This window comes from Streptomyces sp. NPDC047028 (assembly GCF_040644095.1).
GTDB lineage: Bacteria > Actinomycetota > Actinomycetes > Streptomycetales > Streptomycetaceae > Streptomyces.
The window spans coordinates 1-14,489 of record NZ_JBEYVS010000083.1 but is presented as its reverse complement, the minus strand read 5'-3'; the positions used below and the strand labels follow the sequence as shown (position 1 = coordinate 14,489).

The 14,489-nt window shown below is 72.7% G+C and carries 14 protein-coding genes and 1 tRNA gene; 10 read left to right on the top strand and 5 right to left on the bottom strand.

The genetic code is table 11. The annotated features are described in order from the left end of the window. Window positions 1-78: 78 nt before the first annotated feature. Window positions 79-166 (bottom strand) — tRNA-Leu (locus ABZ854_RS36115). A 213-nt stretch (window positions 167-379) separates the two neighbouring features. Between ABZ854_RS36115 and ABZ854_RS36110 the strand changes: the two genes are divergently transcribed. The 3 genes from ABZ854_RS36110 (at window position 380) to ABZ854_RS36100 (ending at window position 3,098) form a co-directional block, all read left to right on the top strand. Further along, window positions 380-1,705 (top strand): M20/M25/M40 family metallo-hydrolase, encoded by a 1,326-nt coding sequence (locus tag ABZ854_RS36110; RefSeq protein WP_361219996.1) that lies wholly within the window; start codon window positions 380-382, stop codon window positions 1,703-1,705. Between the two features lie 146 nt (window positions 1,706-1,851). Continuing rightward, window positions 1,852-2,085: a chaplin ChpH gene (gene chpH, locus ABZ854_RS36105; RefSeq protein ID WP_129309992.1), complete on the top strand. Its 234-nt coding sequence runs from the start codon at window positions 1,852-1,854 to the stop codon at window positions 2,083-2,085. Between the two features lie 152 nt (window positions 2,086-2,237). Continuing rightward, window positions 2,238-3,098, top strand: coding sequence for a chaplin (locus ABZ854_RS36100; RefSeq protein WP_361219993.1), 861 nt, complete (start codon window positions 2,238-2,240; stop codon window positions 3,096-3,098). A gap of 79 nt (window positions 3,099-3,177) precedes the next feature. On the opposite strand, the gene ABZ854_RS36095 is transcribed toward ABZ854_RS36100, so the two are convergent. Next, on the bottom strand, window positions 3,178-3,366 hold the full coding sequence (locus tag ABZ854_RS36095) for a DUF5703 family protein (protein ID WP_005485166.1): 189 nt from the start codon (window positions 3,364-3,366) through the stop codon (window positions 3,178-3,180). Window positions 3,367-3,413: 47 nt separating this feature from the next. Here ABZ854_RS36095 and ABZ854_RS36090 point away from each other — a divergent pair, with 47 nt between their 5' ends. Then, a complete protein-coding gene (locus ABZ854_RS36090) occupies window positions 3,414-4,121 on the top strand; it encodes a hypothetical protein (RefSeq protein WP_361219991.1) in 708 nt (235 codons plus the stop codon). A 73-nt stretch (window positions 4,122-4,194) separates the two neighbouring features. Here the strand turns inward: ABZ854_RS36090 and ABZ854_RS36085 are convergent, their stop codons facing one another. Together ABZ854_RS36085 and ABZ854_RS36080 are read right to left on the bottom strand one after the other, a co-directional pair. After that, window positions 4,195-6,459, bottom strand: coding sequence for a helix-hairpin-helix domain-containing protein (locus tag ABZ854_RS36085; RefSeq protein ID WP_361219988.1), 2,265 nt, complete (start codon window positions 6,457-6,459; stop codon window positions 4,195-4,197). Then, window positions 6,456-7,439 (bottom strand): aldo/keto reductase, encoded by a 984-nt coding sequence (locus ABZ854_RS36080; RefSeq protein ID WP_361219986.1) that lies wholly within the window; start codon window positions 7,437-7,439, stop codon window positions 6,456-6,458. Before ABZ854_RS36080 ends, ABZ854_RS36085 begins: the two co-directional genes overlap by 4 nt. 325 nt (window positions 7,440-7,764) lie before the next feature. On the opposite strand from ABZ854_RS36080, the gene ABZ854_RS36075 reads away from it, so the two are divergent. Next, the gene (locus ABZ854_RS36075; RefSeq protein ID WP_361219983.1) at window positions 7,765-8,820 is read left to right on the top strand and encodes an LLM class F420-dependent oxidoreductase; all 1,056 of its coding nucleotides are present in this window, start codon (window positions 7,765-7,767) and stop codon (window positions 8,818-8,820) included. Between the two features lie 252 nt (window positions 8,821-9,072). Next, the gene (locus ABZ854_RS36070; RefSeq protein WP_361219980.1) at window positions 9,073-9,861 is read left to right on the top strand and encodes a ferritin-like domain-containing protein; all 789 of its coding nucleotides are present in this window, start codon (window positions 9,073-9,075) and stop codon (window positions 9,859-9,861) included. Between the two features lie 7 nt (window positions 9,862-9,868). On the opposite strand, the gene corA is transcribed toward ABZ854_RS36070, so the two are convergent. Then, window positions 9,869-10,867 (bottom strand): magnesium/cobalt transporter CorA, encoded by a 999-nt coding sequence (gene corA / locus ABZ854_RS36065; protein WP_361219977.1) that lies wholly within the window; start codon window positions 10,865-10,867, stop codon window positions 9,869-9,871. 61 nt (window positions 10,868-10,928) lie between these two features. Here corA and ABZ854_RS36060 point away from each other — a divergent pair, with 61 nt between their 5' ends. From ABZ854_RS36060 to mshC, 4 genes are all read left to right on the top strand, one after another. Next, window positions 10,929-11,615 (top strand): histidine phosphatase family protein, encoded by a 687-nt coding sequence (locus ABZ854_RS36060; RefSeq protein ID WP_361219974.1) that lies wholly within the window; start codon window positions 10,929-10,931, stop codon window positions 11,613-11,615. 91 nt (window positions 11,616-11,706) lie between these two features. After that, a complete protein-coding gene (locus ABZ854_RS36055; protein ID WP_129310001.1) occupies window positions 11,707-12,297 on the top strand; it encodes a DUF3090 domain-containing protein in 591 nt (196 codons plus the stop codon). Next, a complete protein-coding gene (locus ABZ854_RS36050) occupies window positions 12,261-13,088 on the top strand; it encodes an SCO1664 family protein (protein WP_361219971.1) in 828 nt (275 codons plus the stop codon). Before ABZ854_RS36055 ends, ABZ854_RS36050 begins: the two co-directional genes overlap by 37 nt. A gap of 116 nt (window positions 13,089-13,204) precedes the next feature. After that, window positions 13,205-14,434 carry a cysteine--1-D-myo-inosityl 2-amino-2-deoxy-alpha-D-glucopyranoside ligase gene (gene mshC / locus ABZ854_RS36045; RefSeq protein WP_361219968.1) on the top strand — a complete coding sequence of 410 codons (1,230 nt, stop codon included), beginning with the start codon at window positions 13,205-13,207 and terminating at the stop codon, window positions 14,432-14,434. Window positions 14,435-14,489: the final 55 nt, after the last annotated feature.

The following is a 14,489-nucleotide window of genomic DNA, read 5'->3' as shown; positions in this document are numbered from 1 at the left end:
CCGACAGCCTGATGGCGGTGCACAAGAGCCTGCCCCGCCAGCTGCCGGAAGGGCCCCCGCTTCCGCGAGGGCCCTCACTGGTGTCCGAGGGGGGACTTGAACCCCCACGCCCGATAAAGGGCACTAGCACCTCAAGCTAGCGCGTCTGCCATTCCGCCACCCGGACAAGGTGTCTGTCGTGCGGGGCTTCCCCCGCGGCGACGAAGGAAACATTACCAGGCTTTCAGGGAGGGCCGATCACACCCCGTCGCCGCGTCCCGCCGGGCGCGAAGGGCCTGTGACGGGCCGGGACCGGTTCTGGGCAGCGGAGGCGGGCGGAGAGAGGATGAGGGGGACCACCGGCCCCGCGCGGCCGGCAGTGACAGCGGGAGGAAGCAGCGTGACCGACACGGACACGGCCAAGGGCGTCAGCGGCGAGGACGAGGTCGTCGACCTCTGCCGCGAGCTGATCCGCATCGACACCAGCAACTACGGCGACCACTCCGGGCCCGGCGAACGCAAGGCCGCCGAGTACGTCGCCGAGAAGCTCGCCGAGGTGGGGCTCGAGCCCGAGATCTACGAGTCGCACCCGGGACGCGCCTCGACCGTGGCCCGCATCGCCGGCGAGGACCCGTCCCGGCCCGCGCTGCTGATCCACGGCCACCTCGACGTCGTACCGGCCAACGCCGGCGACTGGACCCACCACCCCTTCTCCGGCGAGGTCACCGACGGGTGCGTGTGGGGGCGCGGCGCCGTCGACATGAAGGACATGGACGCCATGACCCTCGCCGTCGTCCGCGACCGGCTGCGCAGCGGGCGCCGGCCGCCCCGGGACGTCGTGGTCGCCTTCCTCGCCGACGAGGAGGCCGGCGGCACCTACGGCGCCCGGTACCTGGTCGACCACCACCCCGAGCTGTTCGAGGGCGTCACCGAGGGCATCAGCGAGGTCGGCGGCTTCTCCTTCACCATCAGCGAGCAGCGCCGGCTCTACATGATCCAGACGGCCGAGAAGGGCATGCACTGGATGAAGCTGACCGTGGCCGGGACCGCCGGCCACGGGTCGATGATCCACCGGGACAACGCCATCACCGAGCTGTCCGAGGCCGTCGCCCGGGTCGGCCGCCACGAGTTCCCCGTCCGGGTCACCAAGACCACCCGGGCCTTCCTCGACGAGCTGGGCGACGCCCTCGGCATCGAGCTGGACCCCGACGACATGGAGACGACGCTCACCCGGCTGGGCGGTATCGCCAAGCTCATCGGCGCGACCCTGCGCAACACCGCCAACCCCACCCAGCTGAACGCCGGTTACAAGGTGAACGTCATCCCCGGGGAGGCCACCGCGCACATCGACGGGCGGTTCCTGCCCGGCCACGAGGAGGAGTTCCTCGCCGACATCGACCGGCTCCTCGGCCCGCACGTCCGGCGTGAGGACGTGCACCACGACAAGGCCCTGGAGACCACCTTCGACGGGGCGACCGTCGCGGCCATGCAGTCCGCGCTGCTCGCCGAGGACCCCACCGCCAAGGCGATCCCCTACATGCTGTCCGGAGGCACCGACGCCAAGTCCTTCGACGACCTCGGCATCCGCGGCTTCGGCTTCGCCCCGCTGAAGCTGCCGCCCGAGCTGGACTTCGCCGGAATGTTCCACGGTGTCGACGAGCGGGTGCCGGTGGACGGCCTGAAGTTCGGCGTACGGGTGCTCGACCGGTTCCTCGACGCGTCGTGAGGCCCTGCCCCCAGGTAATCGGGCGCACGTACGAGATCGACTGAGAAGGGTGAATGCGACCATAAGCTCGTAGCTCCAATACTCCCTCCTCGTTACAGGTGATGCGACGCCGCACCTTGGGGTCGCATTGCCAACTAGGAGGAATAATGATCAAGAAGGTCGTCGCTGCTGCGGCTGCCACTGGTGGTCTGGTTCTCGCCGGTGCGGGCCTGGCCGTCGCCGACGCGGGCGCCCAGGGTGCCGCGGTGCACTCGCCGGGTGTCCTTTCCGGCAACGTCGTCCAGGTGCCGGTTCACGTCCCCGTGAACGTCTGCGGCAACACGGTCAACGTGATCGGGCTCCTGAACCCCGCCTTCGGCAACACCTGCGTCAACGACTGACGCCGACTCCCCGAGGGGCGTCGTCTCTTACGTGCCGCCGGCCCCGGAGCGCGCGCCATGCGCTCCGGGGCCGGCCGGTCTCTTCCCGCGGACCGCTTCCGCGTCTCCGCGGTGCACGCACAGCAGGATCCAAGGCAGGGGGGAACTCGAGAATGCGACAGGGCACCCGCAAGGGCCTGATGACCGTGGCCGCCGCCACCGGCGTGATCGCCGCCGCGAGCGGTTACGCGCACGCCGACGCGAGCGCGGCCGGCTCAGCCGCCGGCTCGCCCGGCGTACTGTCCGGCAACACCGTGCAGGCGCCGGTGCACGTGCCGGTCAACGTCTGCGGCAACACCGTGAACGTCGTCGGTCTGCTCAACCCGGCGATGGGCAACAGCTGCGCCAACCACGGCGGGGCCTCCGGGGGAGGGCACCACCGCGGCGGCTCCCACGCGGGTGGGCACACCGCCGGCTCGCCGGGCGTCGGCTCCGGGAACACCGTGCAGGTACCGGTCGACGTGCCGGTCAACCTGTGCGGTAACAGCGTCAACGTGATCGGCCTGGGCAACGCCGCCGCCGGCAACGACTGCGTGAACGGCGGCAGTGGTCACGGCAACCCGGGGACACCGGGGCACCCGGGACAGCCTGGGCACCCGGGTCACCCCGGGCACCCGTGCCCGCCCCACCACCCGGGCCACCCGGGTACGCCTGGTCACCCCGGACACCCTGGTACGCCTGGTCACCCCGGGACGCCGGGCAAGCCCGGTACGCCCGGACACCCCGGCACGCCAGGGAATCCGGGTACGCCCGGACACCCGGGCACGCCGAACACCCCGCCCAGGACGGGCGGGCACACACCGCACACCTCCACGCAGGTCCGGCAGCAGGGCGGCGATTCCGGCCAGTCCCTGAGCGGCGCCCAGCTCGCGCACACCGGCAGCGACCTGCCGATGGGCCTCGCGCTGCCGGTCGGCGCGGGTGCGCTGCTCGCCGGCGCGGTGCTGTACCGCAAGGCCAGGGCCGCGGCGTGACACGGAACGCCGTACCCGCACGCTGATCACGGAGCGGGCCCGCCATCCCGGCGGGCCCGCTCCGTTCAGTTCCGTCGCCTCACCACGTGGCCCGCACCTGGCGGATGATCCGCCGGCGCAACCGCACCCTGCGGCTGCCGTCGCGCAGCAGGCTCAGTCGGTCCAACTCCCAGTGTCCGTACTCGGCATGGTCCGTCAGCAGACGCGTCGCATCCTTGCGGGACACCCCGCGCGGCACGTACACGTCGACAAATTCGTATTCCGGCATCGCATCTATTGTGCGGGCTGGGGCCCGGTACGGATAGCGTCTGCACTATGTCTGATGCTGCGCAGCCCACCGCTGCCGAGGTACGCGCCGCCGCCGAGGCGGTCAAGACCGCGCTCGACCGCCACCTGGCGGCGGTCGAACGCAGGTCGGGGGAGGACGACCCGGCCGTCTACGAGGCGTTCAACCAGCTCGCCGCGGCCGCCGAGGTGTACGACGAGCTGCTGTACGAGCGCTACGACGAGGTCACGCCCTTCGAGATCCCCGGTGGGGACGACTCGCTGCCGCCGTACGCCGGACCCGAGGAGCCGAACGCGCTCAGCGTGCTGATCCGGCGCGACTACTCCGTGGTGGAACCGCAGCGGCTGCTGGCGCAGGCCCAGCGGGTCGAGGCGGTGGACCGCGAGGACCTGGGCGGCAGGGACGAGGACGGCGCGAGCACCGTGCATGGGGCGCTCGGCGTCCTGTTCGGCGAGTTCGAACCCGACGAGATCGCCTCCCGGCACAAGGAGTTCGGCCTGGAGGAGGGCGACTCCACGCTCTGGGTCACCGCCGCGGACGACCCGGCCGAGCCCGGGGAGTGGCTGGAGGCACCGTTCGACGAGGTGGACCCGGAGCGGGTGGTGTGCCGGTTCGACGTCAGCGCGGTGTTCGACGAGGAGGACGACGAGGAGGACGACGAGGACGCCGACGGGCTGGACGAGGTGGACCTCGGCGAGGACGAGCAGGATCTGGAGCCGTTGGACGCGGACAGGTGAGATCGGCCGGCGGTGCCGTGGCGCCCGAGGGCGACACGGCACCGCCGGTCCTTGCCGCGGTGGCGGCTCCGCGTTAGCTCGCCGGGTGGGCCGGTGTGGTCAGCAGGGTCCCCAGGCGGGTCGTGCGGGGCTTGGCCGGAATCTCCGCCACCGCCTTCGGCAGGGCCTGTTCGACTCCGTGGACCACGGACAGGTGGCGCTCCGCACGGCCGAACGCCGTGTACACCCATGGTCTGCTGAGGGCCCGCGTGGCGTCGCCCGGCAGCACGACGACCGCCGCCGGCCACCGGCTGCCCACCGCCTGGTGCGCCGTCAGTGCCCAGCCGTGCCGCAGGGACCGCTCCACCTGCTCCTTCGGTACGACCACGGGGGCGCCCGCGCACTCCAGGTGCAGCCCGTCGGCGTCGGCCCGCACCACCCGGCCCGCGACCGTACGGCCCGGGGCGGGGGAGTAGGCGATCCGGTCACCCGGGTCGAAGCCGCCGAAACGGCCCGGGCCGGGGTTGAGACGCTCCTTGAGGGCCGCGTTCAGGGCCCGGGTGCCGGCGGCGCCGCCGTGTCCCGGGGTGATCACCACCGTCTGCTCCGCGGGAACGCCGAGCGCGCGCGGCACCGAGTCGGCGACCAGCTGCACCGTCCGGTGCACCGCCTCGCCCGCGTCCCGCACCGGAACGATCACGATCTCCTTGCCGGGCGCCGCCACCTGGTTCAGCTCACCCATGCCGATCCCCGAGACCAGCTCGCCGAGCGGGCCGGGATCGGGGGTGCGGGAGGCGATCTGCGGGCAGAAGCGGGCCGCGAGCAGGTCGGCGAAGACCCGCCCGGGACCGGCCGACCACAGCACCGCCGGATCGCCGCTCAGCACCAGCCGGGTGCCGTCGGCCAGCGACTCCACCAGCATCGCGGCACTCTCCACCCCGAGTTGGGGCGCGTCCAGCACGACCAGCAGATCGAGATCCAACGCACCGTCCGCGTCCCGCCCGGGCCCTTCCACCCCGGCCAGCAGACCGTCAACCGTCCCCACCACGTCCATGGCGGCCTCAGGGCCGTCGTCCCCGGTCGCCCCCAGCGCACCGGTGTCCGCGCCGGCCGGCGGTCGGCCGTTGTTCTCCGCGGCGGCGAGCAGTGTCGCGAAGTGGTGCTGTCCGGCGGGGGTGTGGCAGGCGGCGAACGCGCGCAGGCCCGCGGCGCGGGCGGCGGCGAGCAGTGCGGCCGGTTCGGCCCGGGCGGTCTCACCGCCGGTGTGCAGGACCACGCCGTGCCCGGCGACCGCGCGGGCCAGCTCCGCCGCGCCTCCCGCCGTCCCGGGGAGCTCGGCCGTCGCTTTCTCCCAGGTCTCCGACGCCTCCTCGGACACGGAGTTGACCAGTCGGGCCAGGCCGTCGGCGAGGCTCTCCTCGGCGAGGGCGTACCGCTCCAGGCCGACGAGGACCCGGACCGGCCGCTCCGCCTCCTCCTCGCCCTCCTCCCGCGGCGCCGGAGCGCCGGGCTCCTCCAGGGCGTCCTGGAAGGCCAGCGCCTCGCCCTCCGCGAGCGCGTTCTGGACGGCGGTGTCGGCGTCCGGCACGCCCTGCCGGTCCAGTGCGGTGGTCAGCGCCGGCAGGTCCAGGGCGGTGTGCCCGGCCACGGCGGCCTGCTCCAGCAGCCAGACCGTGAGCGCGCGGCCGCGCCGCTCGTCGTCCGGGCCGCACTCCGCGCCCAGCAGCGCCCGCGCGAACCCGTCGGCCTGCTCCGGCCGCACACCGGCGACCCGCAGCAGCTGCCAGGGGTCGTCCCGCAGGGCGGCGCCGGCGCCCTCGCCGAGGACGGCGGCCAGTTGAGGCGCGAGCGCGTCCGGGGCCCCTCCCTCGGTCAGCACGCCGCGGACGGCGTCGACGGCCTCGGGCGCGGGACCGCCGGGCCGTACCGCCGGGGTGGGCTCCGGACGGCGGACGGGCTCCGGGGCGGCGCGGCGCGGGGCCGGTTCGGGCTCGTCGAACACCGCGGTGAACGGCTTCTCGCCGCTCTCCACCGCGCGGACCGCGGCGAGCAGGTCCGCCGCCTTGCCGCTGAGCTTCGTCCCGCTCGCGATCGGCCCCTCCTTCTCGGCCTTCCGTCGTGCGATCCGCTCCCGCTCGACCCGCTGGGCGGCCAACTCGGCCTCGGCCTCCGACAACTTGGCCGCGTCGGCCCCCTCGGCCCCGGTACTCGCACCCGGTGCCGTCGTGTCGCCCGCCGCGTCCTCGCCGGCGTCCTCGGCCGGATCGCTGTCGGTCGTTGCCGTGTCCCCGTCCTCGGGCTCCCGGTGGTCCGGGGTCCGCGGTCCGGGTTCCTCCGTGGTCTCCGGCTCCGTGCTCACAGCGTGCTCCAGTCGTGATCGGGATAGCGGTGCACGGGCGCCGACACATCGTCCAGCGCCCGGCAGATCTCGTCAGGAAGACTAAGGGCCTCCACTGACAACGCGGCCGTGAGCTGCTGCGCGGTGCGCGCGCCGACGATCGGCGCGGCGACGCCGGGCCGGTCCCGGACCCAGGCGAGGGCCACTTGCAGCGGGGTGACCGCCAGCCCGTCCGCCGCCGTCGTGACCGCGTCCACGATGCGGGTCGCGGTGTCGTCGAGATACGGCTCGACGAACGGCGCCAGGTGCTCCAGGGCGCCGCGGGAGTCCGAGGGAGTGCCGCCCCGGTACTTGCCGGTGAGCACACCACGGCCGAGCGGGGAGGAGGGCAGCAGACCGACGCCCAGGTCGAGCGCGGCGGGCAGCACCTCGCGCTCGACGCCGCGCTGGAGCAGCGAGTACTCCATCTGCGTGCTGGCCAGCCGGGTACGGGTGCCCGGCACCGCGAGCTGCCAGGTGGCGGCCTTCGCCAGTTGCCAGCCGCAGAAGTTGGACACGCCGGCGTACCGGGCGCGGCCGCTGCTGACGGCCAGGTCGAGGGCCTGGAGGGTCTCCTCCAGGGGGGTCCCGGGGTCGTACGCGTGCACGTGCCACACGTCGACGTAGTCCGTGCCGAGGCGGGCCAGGGAGGCGTCGAGGGCGGCGAGCAGATGGCCGCGCGAGCCGTCGAAACGGCGGTCGGGGTCGGGGACGCTGCCCGCCTTGGTGGAGATGACCAGGTCCCGGCGCGGTACGAGGCCTTCTATGAGCCGGCCGAGCAGATATTCCGACTCGCCGTCGCCGTACACGTCCGCGGTGTCGACGAGGGTGCCGCCGGCCTCCCAGAACGCCTTCAGCAAGTCCGCGGCGTCGTGTTCGTCGGTGTCCCGGCCCCAGGTGAGGGTGCCGAGGCCGATGCGGGACACGCGCAGGCCGGTACGGCCGAGATGCCTCTGCTCCATGCGGCGAGATTACTGGCCAGAGCCGGTGCGGTGGGTTGCCTGTGGATAACCCTCCCGACCATTCGGCGCCCCGCGCCGCGGCGGGCGGGGGGCGGGTGTCGCTCACCGGCGCCGGCAGGGTGCCGCTGCGCCCACCCGTGCCGCCCCTTGGGGCACGCCTGCCCGCAGCTGCGAACGTGCCCCGTAAGGGGCGCGGGGAACTGCGCGACAAGCCACGACGCGGCCGCACTTGTAAGCGCACCGAAACCGTCACGGCGCCCCCGGCCGACATTCCCTCCGCTAAGGTCGGTCCACAGGGACGTTACTCATGGGTAAGGGGATGGGCATGCAACTCGGGATCAACCTGGGGTACTGGGGTGCCGGAATGGACGGGGACAACCTGGCCGTGGCCCAGGAGGCCGAGCGGCTCGGGTACTCCGTGTGCTGGGCCGCCGAGGCGTACGGCTCCGACGCGGCCACCGTACTCTCCTGGGTCGCCGCCCAGACCGAGCGCATCGACGTCGGCTCGGCCATCTTCCAGATCCCGGCCCGTCAGCCCGCGATGACCGCGATGACCGCGGCGACCCTCGACTCGCTCTCCGGCGGCCGCTTCCGCCTCGGCCTCGGCGTCTCCGGCCCCCAGGTCTCCGAGGGCTGGTACGGCGTCAGGTTCGACAAGCCGCTCGCCCGCACCCGCGAGTACGTCGAGATCGTGCGCAGGGCGATGACCCGCGAACGGCTGTCGTACGAGGGCGAGCACTGGACGCTGCCGCTGCCCGGCGGCCCGGGCAAGCCCATCAAGCTGACCGTGCACCCGCAGCGCGAGCACATCCCGCTGTACATCGCCGCGATCGGACCGAAGAACCTGGAGCAGACCGGCGAGATCGCCGACGGCGCCCTGCTGATCTTCCCGTCCGCCGAGCACCTGGAGGACACCGCCCTCACCCACCTGCGCGCGGGCCGGGAGAAGGCGGGCAAGACCCTCGACGGGTTCGACGTCGCCCCGACCCTGCCGCTAGCCGTCGGCGAGGACAGTGACGTGGCCCGGCTCGCCGACACCTTCCGCCCCTACACCGCGCTGTACGTGGGCGGCATGGGCAGCATCAAGCAGAACTTCTACAACCGGCTCGCCCAGCGCATGGGCTACGAGAAGGAAGCCGCCGAGATCCAGGAGAAGTACCTCTCCGGGGACAAGCAGGGAGCCGCGGCGGCCGTCCCGCAGGACCTCATCGACAAGACGACCCTGCTCGGCTCCGTCGACCGCATCGCCGACCGCATGCGGGCCTACGCCGCCGTCGGCGTCACCACCCTGAACCTCGCCCCGGCCGGCTTCACCCTCGACGAGCGCCTGGCCTCGCTGCGCGCCGGCAGCGAGGCCCTGGAGCGCGCCGGACTCGCCTGACCTGACGGCCTGACCGGAGGACCTGACCGGGCGGGACCGATCGCGAGAGGTTTCCGCGGCCGTGGTGGGGGCTCGGGGGGTCTTCCCCGCCACGGCCGTCAGGAGGAACAACGCGCCGGCGTCCGCGCGGTTACGCCTGGACCGCGACGCGTCTGCTGGTCCGTTCGGATGAGTTCGGCCGCATGGTGGTTGCCAGCCCGGTCCGCCCCCATTTGACTCGGTCTCTGCGGAATCACGCAGAGAGGTGCCCCCATGCTTTCGGCCAAGAGTCTCTTCCAGGAGATCGTCGACAACGACGAGTCCTTCCGCCTCTTCTGCTCCATCGCGGCCAGCGGCGAGTCCCAGGGCGGCTGGGAGAACGGCCGCATCGCGGCCCTGGTCCCGGAGAGCGAGCGCGACCTCGCCCCCAGGATCGCCCGCCACGGCGCAGACGAGGACAAGCACGGCCGTATCTTCACCGCGCTCATCAGGAAGCGCGGACTCAAGCCCGTGCCCGTGCCGCCCAAGACCGACTACACGATGCTGCTGGAGCGGCAGGGCATCGGCCTCGCCCACGACAGGCTCCGGGCCGACGAACCGCTCACCCTCCAGGACATCGTCGTCTACCTCGCCCACAGCCGCGTCACCGAACAGCGCGCCGCCGACCAGATGGCCATGCTCCGCAAGCACTTCGCCGAACACCTCGAGATCGGCAGGGCCGTCCGCATGATCTCGGAGGACGAGGACAACCACCTCGCCTACACCCACGAGGAACTCCTGCGCCTCTCCGCCATCGGCCACGACAAGGTCATCCAGGAGACCCTGCGCACCTGCGCGCTCGCCGAGATGCGCGTCTACCGCGACGTCAGCCTCGCCGTCATGGCCCACATGGGCCACATCCTCGGCTGGCCCAAGGCCAAGTCCGCGCTGCTCGCCGCCGGCATCCACGCCGTGTACCTCTACGAACGCTTCGGCGGTTGGCGTCGGATGACCACCCTGACCATGCCCGAGCGCCGCGACGCCCTCGGCGGGCCCGCCACCTCCGCCCCCGAGTTCGCCTGAGCGCCGCTCACAGCCAGCCGCGCCGCTTGAACAGCCGGTAGAGCAGCACCTCCAGGACGGCCATCAGCGCGATCACCGCCGGATACGACCACAGCCAGTGCAGTTCGGGCATGTGGTCGAAGTTCATGCCGTAGATCCCCGCGATCATCGTCGGGATCGCGGCCATCGCCGCCCATGCCGAGATCTTCCGCATGTCGTCGTTCTGCCGCACGCTCATCTGCGCCAGATGCGCCGACAGGATGTCCGACACCAGCCGGTCCAGGCCCTCCACGCCCTCGTTCACCCGGGTGAGGTGGTCGTTGACGTCCCGGAAGAAGGGCCGTGCCTTGTCGTCCACGAACGGCACCCCGCCGACCGGCCCGCCGCCGGTGCCGGCCAGCCTGGTCAGCGGCAGCGCCAGTGGACCCGTGGCCCGGCGGAACTCCAGGACCTGCCGCTTGAACGTGTAGATCCGCGACGCCGTGTTGCGGGAGCCGCCGCCGTCCGGCTGGAACACCTCCGCCTCCAGCTCCTCCAGGTCCGTCTGCAGCTCCGTCACGACCTCCAGATAGTGGTCGACGACCGCGTCGGAGATCGCGTACAGCACCGCGGTGGGGCCCTTGCCCAGCATCTCCGGCTCCTCCTCCAGCCGGTGCCGTACGGCGGCGAGCGCCGCGCCCCCGCCGTGCCGGACCGTCACCACGAAGGAGTCGCCGACGAACAGCATGACCTCGCCGGCCGACACGGTATCCCCCTCCGGCTCGTACACCACCGGCTTGAGGACCATGAACAACGAGTCGTCGTACACCTCCAGCTTCGGCCGCTGGTGCGCCTTCAGCGCGTCCTCCACCGCCAGCGGATGCAGCCCGAACTCCTCGGTGACCAGGGCGAACTCCCGCCCCGACGGCTCATGCAGACCGATCCACACGAACCCGCCCGCGGCCCGCGCCTGAGCCAGCGCGTCGCCGAGGTCGTCCGGGCCCTCGGTGCGGTGTCCGTCCCGGTAGATGGCGCAGTCAACGATCACGCCGCGCATTCTCCTCTCGCCCGACCGCCGGCACACCACCTGGTGCGCCTACCCTGGCCGCATGCCCACGTTGATCCTCGTCAGGCACGGACGTTCCACCGCCAACACCTCGGGCGTGCTCGCCGGCTGGACCCCGGGCGTCGCGCTCGACGAGCGCGGGGCCGCGCAGGCCGCCGCGCTGCCCGGGCGGCTCGCCGGGCTGTCGCTCGCGGAAGTCGTCACCAGCCCCCTCCAGCGCTGCCAGGAGACCGTACGCCCCCTGCTCGACGCCCGCCCCGACCTGCGCGCCCACACCGAGGAACGCATCGGGGAGTGCCACTACGGCGACTGGTCCGGCCGCAAGCTCGCCGAGCTGAAGGACGAACCGCTCATGGACGTCGTCCAGGCGCACCCGACCGCCGCCGCCTTCCCCGGCGGCGAGTCCATGCGAGCCATGCAGCACCGCGCCGCCGAGGCCGTACGCGAGTGGAACGCGCGCGTGGAGCGCGACCACGGCGCCGACGCCGTCTACCTCATGTGCTCCCACGGCGACATCATCAAGTCCCTCGTCGCCGACGCCCTCGGACTGCATCTCGACCTCTTCCAGCGCATCTCCGTCGAACCGTGTTCCATCACCGCGATCCGCTACACCCGCCTCAGGCCCTTCCTGGTGCGTCTCGGGGACACCGGCGACCTCGCCTCCCTCGCCCCGCACCAGACGCCCCCGGAGGGCGACGCACCGGTCGGGGGCGGTGCGGGCGCACCGTGATCGTCGGCCGCAGTAGGGTGAAGCGACCCGCACCGCCCCACCCCCGCATGGCCCGTACCGCCGTAACTCTCGAATTCAATGGAGACAGGACGTGTCCCGTCAGGTGTTCCTCTACGATCCGCCGGACCGCTTCGTGGCCGGCACGGTCGGGCTGCCCGGACGCCGTACGTTCTTCCTCCAGGCCACCGCAGGCCCCCGGGTGACCAGCGTGGCACTGGAGAAGACCCAGGTCGCCGCGCTCGCCGAGCGCATGGACGAACTGCTCGACGAGGTCGTGCGGCGCAGCGGCGGCAGCGCCGCCGTCCCCGCCATGACGCCCACGGAGATCAGCGACACCGGTCCGCTGGACACCCCCATCGAGGAGGAGTTCCGCGTCGGCACCATGGCCCTGGCCTGGGACGGCGACGAGCAGCGCATGATCGTCGAGGCGCAGGCCCTGGTCGAGCTGGAGGCCGACACCGAGGAGGATCTCGCCGAGGCCGAGGAGCGCCTGCTTCAGGACGAGGAGAACGGGCCCCCGATGCTGCGGGTCCGGCTGACCGGCGCGCAGGCCCGGGCCTTCGCCAAGCGCGCCCTCGACGTCGTCAACGCCGGGCGGCCGCCGTGCCCGCTGTGCAGCCTCCCGCTCGACCCGGAAGGACACGTATGTCCGCGCCAGAACGGATACCGCCGCGGAGCGTGACCACCGCCGGCACCGAGGCCGCAGACCTGCTCGCACACGGTGAGCTGACCGTCCGCGGCCGCATCCGGGACGCCTCGAACGCCGCCCTGTTCTGCACGGTCGCCCACGACGGCCGGGAGGCCGACTGCGTGTACAAGCCCGTCGCCGGGGAGCGCCCGCTGTGGGACTTCCCCGACGGCACCCTGGCCGGCCGCGAGGTGGCCGCCTACGAGGTCTCCGAGGCCACCGGCTGGGGACTCGTGCCGCCGACCGTGCTGCGCGACGGCCCCTACGGCGAGGGCATGGTCCAGCTCTGGATCGAAGCGAGCGCAGACACCGAGCTGCTCGCCCTCGTGGACGGCGAGGAACCCGGGCCCGGCTGGAAGGCCATCGGGTTCGCCGAGGTCGGCGAGGGACGCACCGCGCTGCTCGTGCACGCCGACGACGAGCGGCTGCGCCGGCTCTCCGTCCTCGACGCGGTGATCAACAACGCCGACCGCAAGGGCGGCCACCTGCTGCCCACCGCCGAAGGACGCCTCTACGGCATCGACCACGGCGTCACCTTCAACGTCGAGGACAAGCTGCGCACCCTGCTGTGGGGCTGGGCCGGCGAACTCCTCACCCCGGAGGCCGTCGAGGTCCTCCAGCGGCTGCGGGACGCCCTCGGCGGCGAACTGGCCGCCCGGCTGGCCGGACTGCTCACCCCGGCCGAGACCGACGCCACGCGCGCGCGGGTCGACGCCCTGCTCGCCGCCGGCCGCCACCCGGAACCGGGCGGGGAGTGGCCGGCCATTCCCTGGCCCCCGGTGTGAGCGGCGCCCCGCCGACGTGACGAGCACACCGGGTCCCGATCCGCAAGACCGCACAACCGGCCATCCGACCCGCTCCGGTTCCTCATGACAACTCGCGGCCGGTTAGGCTCATGTACATGCATGCCTGGCCCGCTTCCGAGGTCCCCGCCCTGCCTGGTCAGGGCCGCGACCTGAGGATCCACGACACCGCGACCGGCGGCCTCGTCACCCTCGACCCCGGTCCCGTCGCCCGTATCTACGTCTGCGGCATCACCCCGTACGACGCGACCCACCTGGGTCACGCGGCGACCTACAACGCGTTCGACCTCGTGCAGCGCGTGTGGCTCGACACCAAGCGGCAGGTCCACTACGTCCAGAACGTCACCGACGTCGACGATCCGCTGCTGGAGCGCGCCGACCGGGACGGCGTCGACTGGGCCGTCCTCGCCGAGAAGGAGACGGCCCTCTTCCGCGAGGACATGACCGCCCTCAGGATGCTCCCGCCCCGGCACTACATAGGCGCCGTCGAGGCGATACCCGGCATCGTCCCTCTCGTGGAGCGGCTGCGTGAGACTGGCGCCGCCTACGAACTGGACGGCGACACCTACTTCTCCGTCGAGACCGACCCGAACTTCGGCCAGGTCTCGAACCTCGACGCGGCCGCCATGCGGCTGCTGTCCGCCGAGCGCGGCGGCGACCCGGACCGCCCGGGCAAGAAGAACCCGCTGGACCCGATGCTGTGGATGGCCGCCCGCGAGGGCGAGCCCAGCTGGGACGGCGGCAGCCTCGGCCGGGGCCGCCCCGGCTGGCACATCGAGTGCGTGGCCATCGCCCTCGACCACCTCGGCATGGGCTTCGACGTCCAGGGCGGCGGCTCCGACCTGGCCTTCCCGCACCACGAGATGGGCGCCTCGCATGCCCAGGTGCTCACCGGCGAGTTCCCGATGGCCAAGGCCTACGTCCACGCCGGCATGGTCGGCCTCCACGGCGAGAAGATGTCCAAGTCGAAGGGCAACCTCGTCTTCGTCTCCGCCCTGCGCCGCGACGGCGTCGACCCGGCCGCGATCCGCCTCGCCCTCCTCTCCCACCACTACCGCGCCGACTGGGAGTGGACCGACCAGACCCTCCAGGACGCGCTCAGCCGCCTCACCCACTGGCGAGCAGCGGTCTCCCGCCCCGACGGCCCCTCCGCCGACACCTTGGTCGAAGAACTCCGCGAGGCCATGTCCAACGACCTCGACACCCCCACGGCCCTGGCGGCAGTAGACCGCTGGGCAACCCACCAGCAGTCGGACGGCGGCACGGACACGGCAGCCCCGGGCCTGGTGACAAGGGCAGTGGACGCGCTGCTGGGCGTAGCCCTTTAGGTGTCAAACCGAAGGGGCGGCTCCACTCGGGAGCCGCCCCGTCAGCCGCGCCCCA

Coding starts and splice junctions, on each gene's coding strand:
- ABZ854_RS36095 (WP_005485166.1), bottom strand. CDS start 3,366: ATGCCGGAATACGAATTTGTCGACGTGTACGTGCCGCGCGGGGTGTCC.
- ABZ854_RS36080 (WP_361219986.1), bottom strand. CDS start 7,439: ATGGAGCAGAGGCATCTCGGCCGTACCGGCCTGCGCGTGTCCCGCATC.
- ABZ854_RS36100 (WP_361219993.1), top strand. CDS start 2,238: ATGCGACAGGGCACCCGCAAGGGCCTGATGACCGTGGCCGCCGCCACC.
- mshC (WP_361219968.1), top strand. CDS start 13,205: ATGCATGCCTGGCCCGCTTCCGAGGTCCCCGCCCTGCCTGGTCAGGGC.
- ABZ854_RS36075 (WP_361219983.1), top strand. CDS start 7,765: ATGCAACTCGGGATCAACCTGGGGTACTGGGGTGCCGGAATGGACGGG.
- ABZ854_RS36060 (WP_361219974.1), top strand. CDS start 10,929: ATGCCCACGTTGATCCTCGTCAGGCACGGACGTTCCACCGCCAACACC.
- chpH (WP_129309992.1), top strand. CDS start 1,852: ATGATCAAGAAGGTCGTCGCTGCTGCGGCTGCCACTGGTGGTCTGGTT.
- ABZ854_RS36070 (WP_361219980.1), top strand. CDS start 9,073: ATGCTTTCGGCCAAGAGTCTCTTCCAGGAGATCGTCGACAACGACGAG.
- ABZ854_RS36090 (WP_361219991.1), top strand. CDS start 3,414: ATGTCTGATGCTGCGCAGCCCACCGCTGCCGAGGTACGCGCCGCCGCC.
- ABZ854_RS36050 (WP_361219971.1), top strand. CDS start 12,261: ATGTCCGCGCCAGAACGGATACCGCCGCGGAGCGTGACCACCGCCGGC.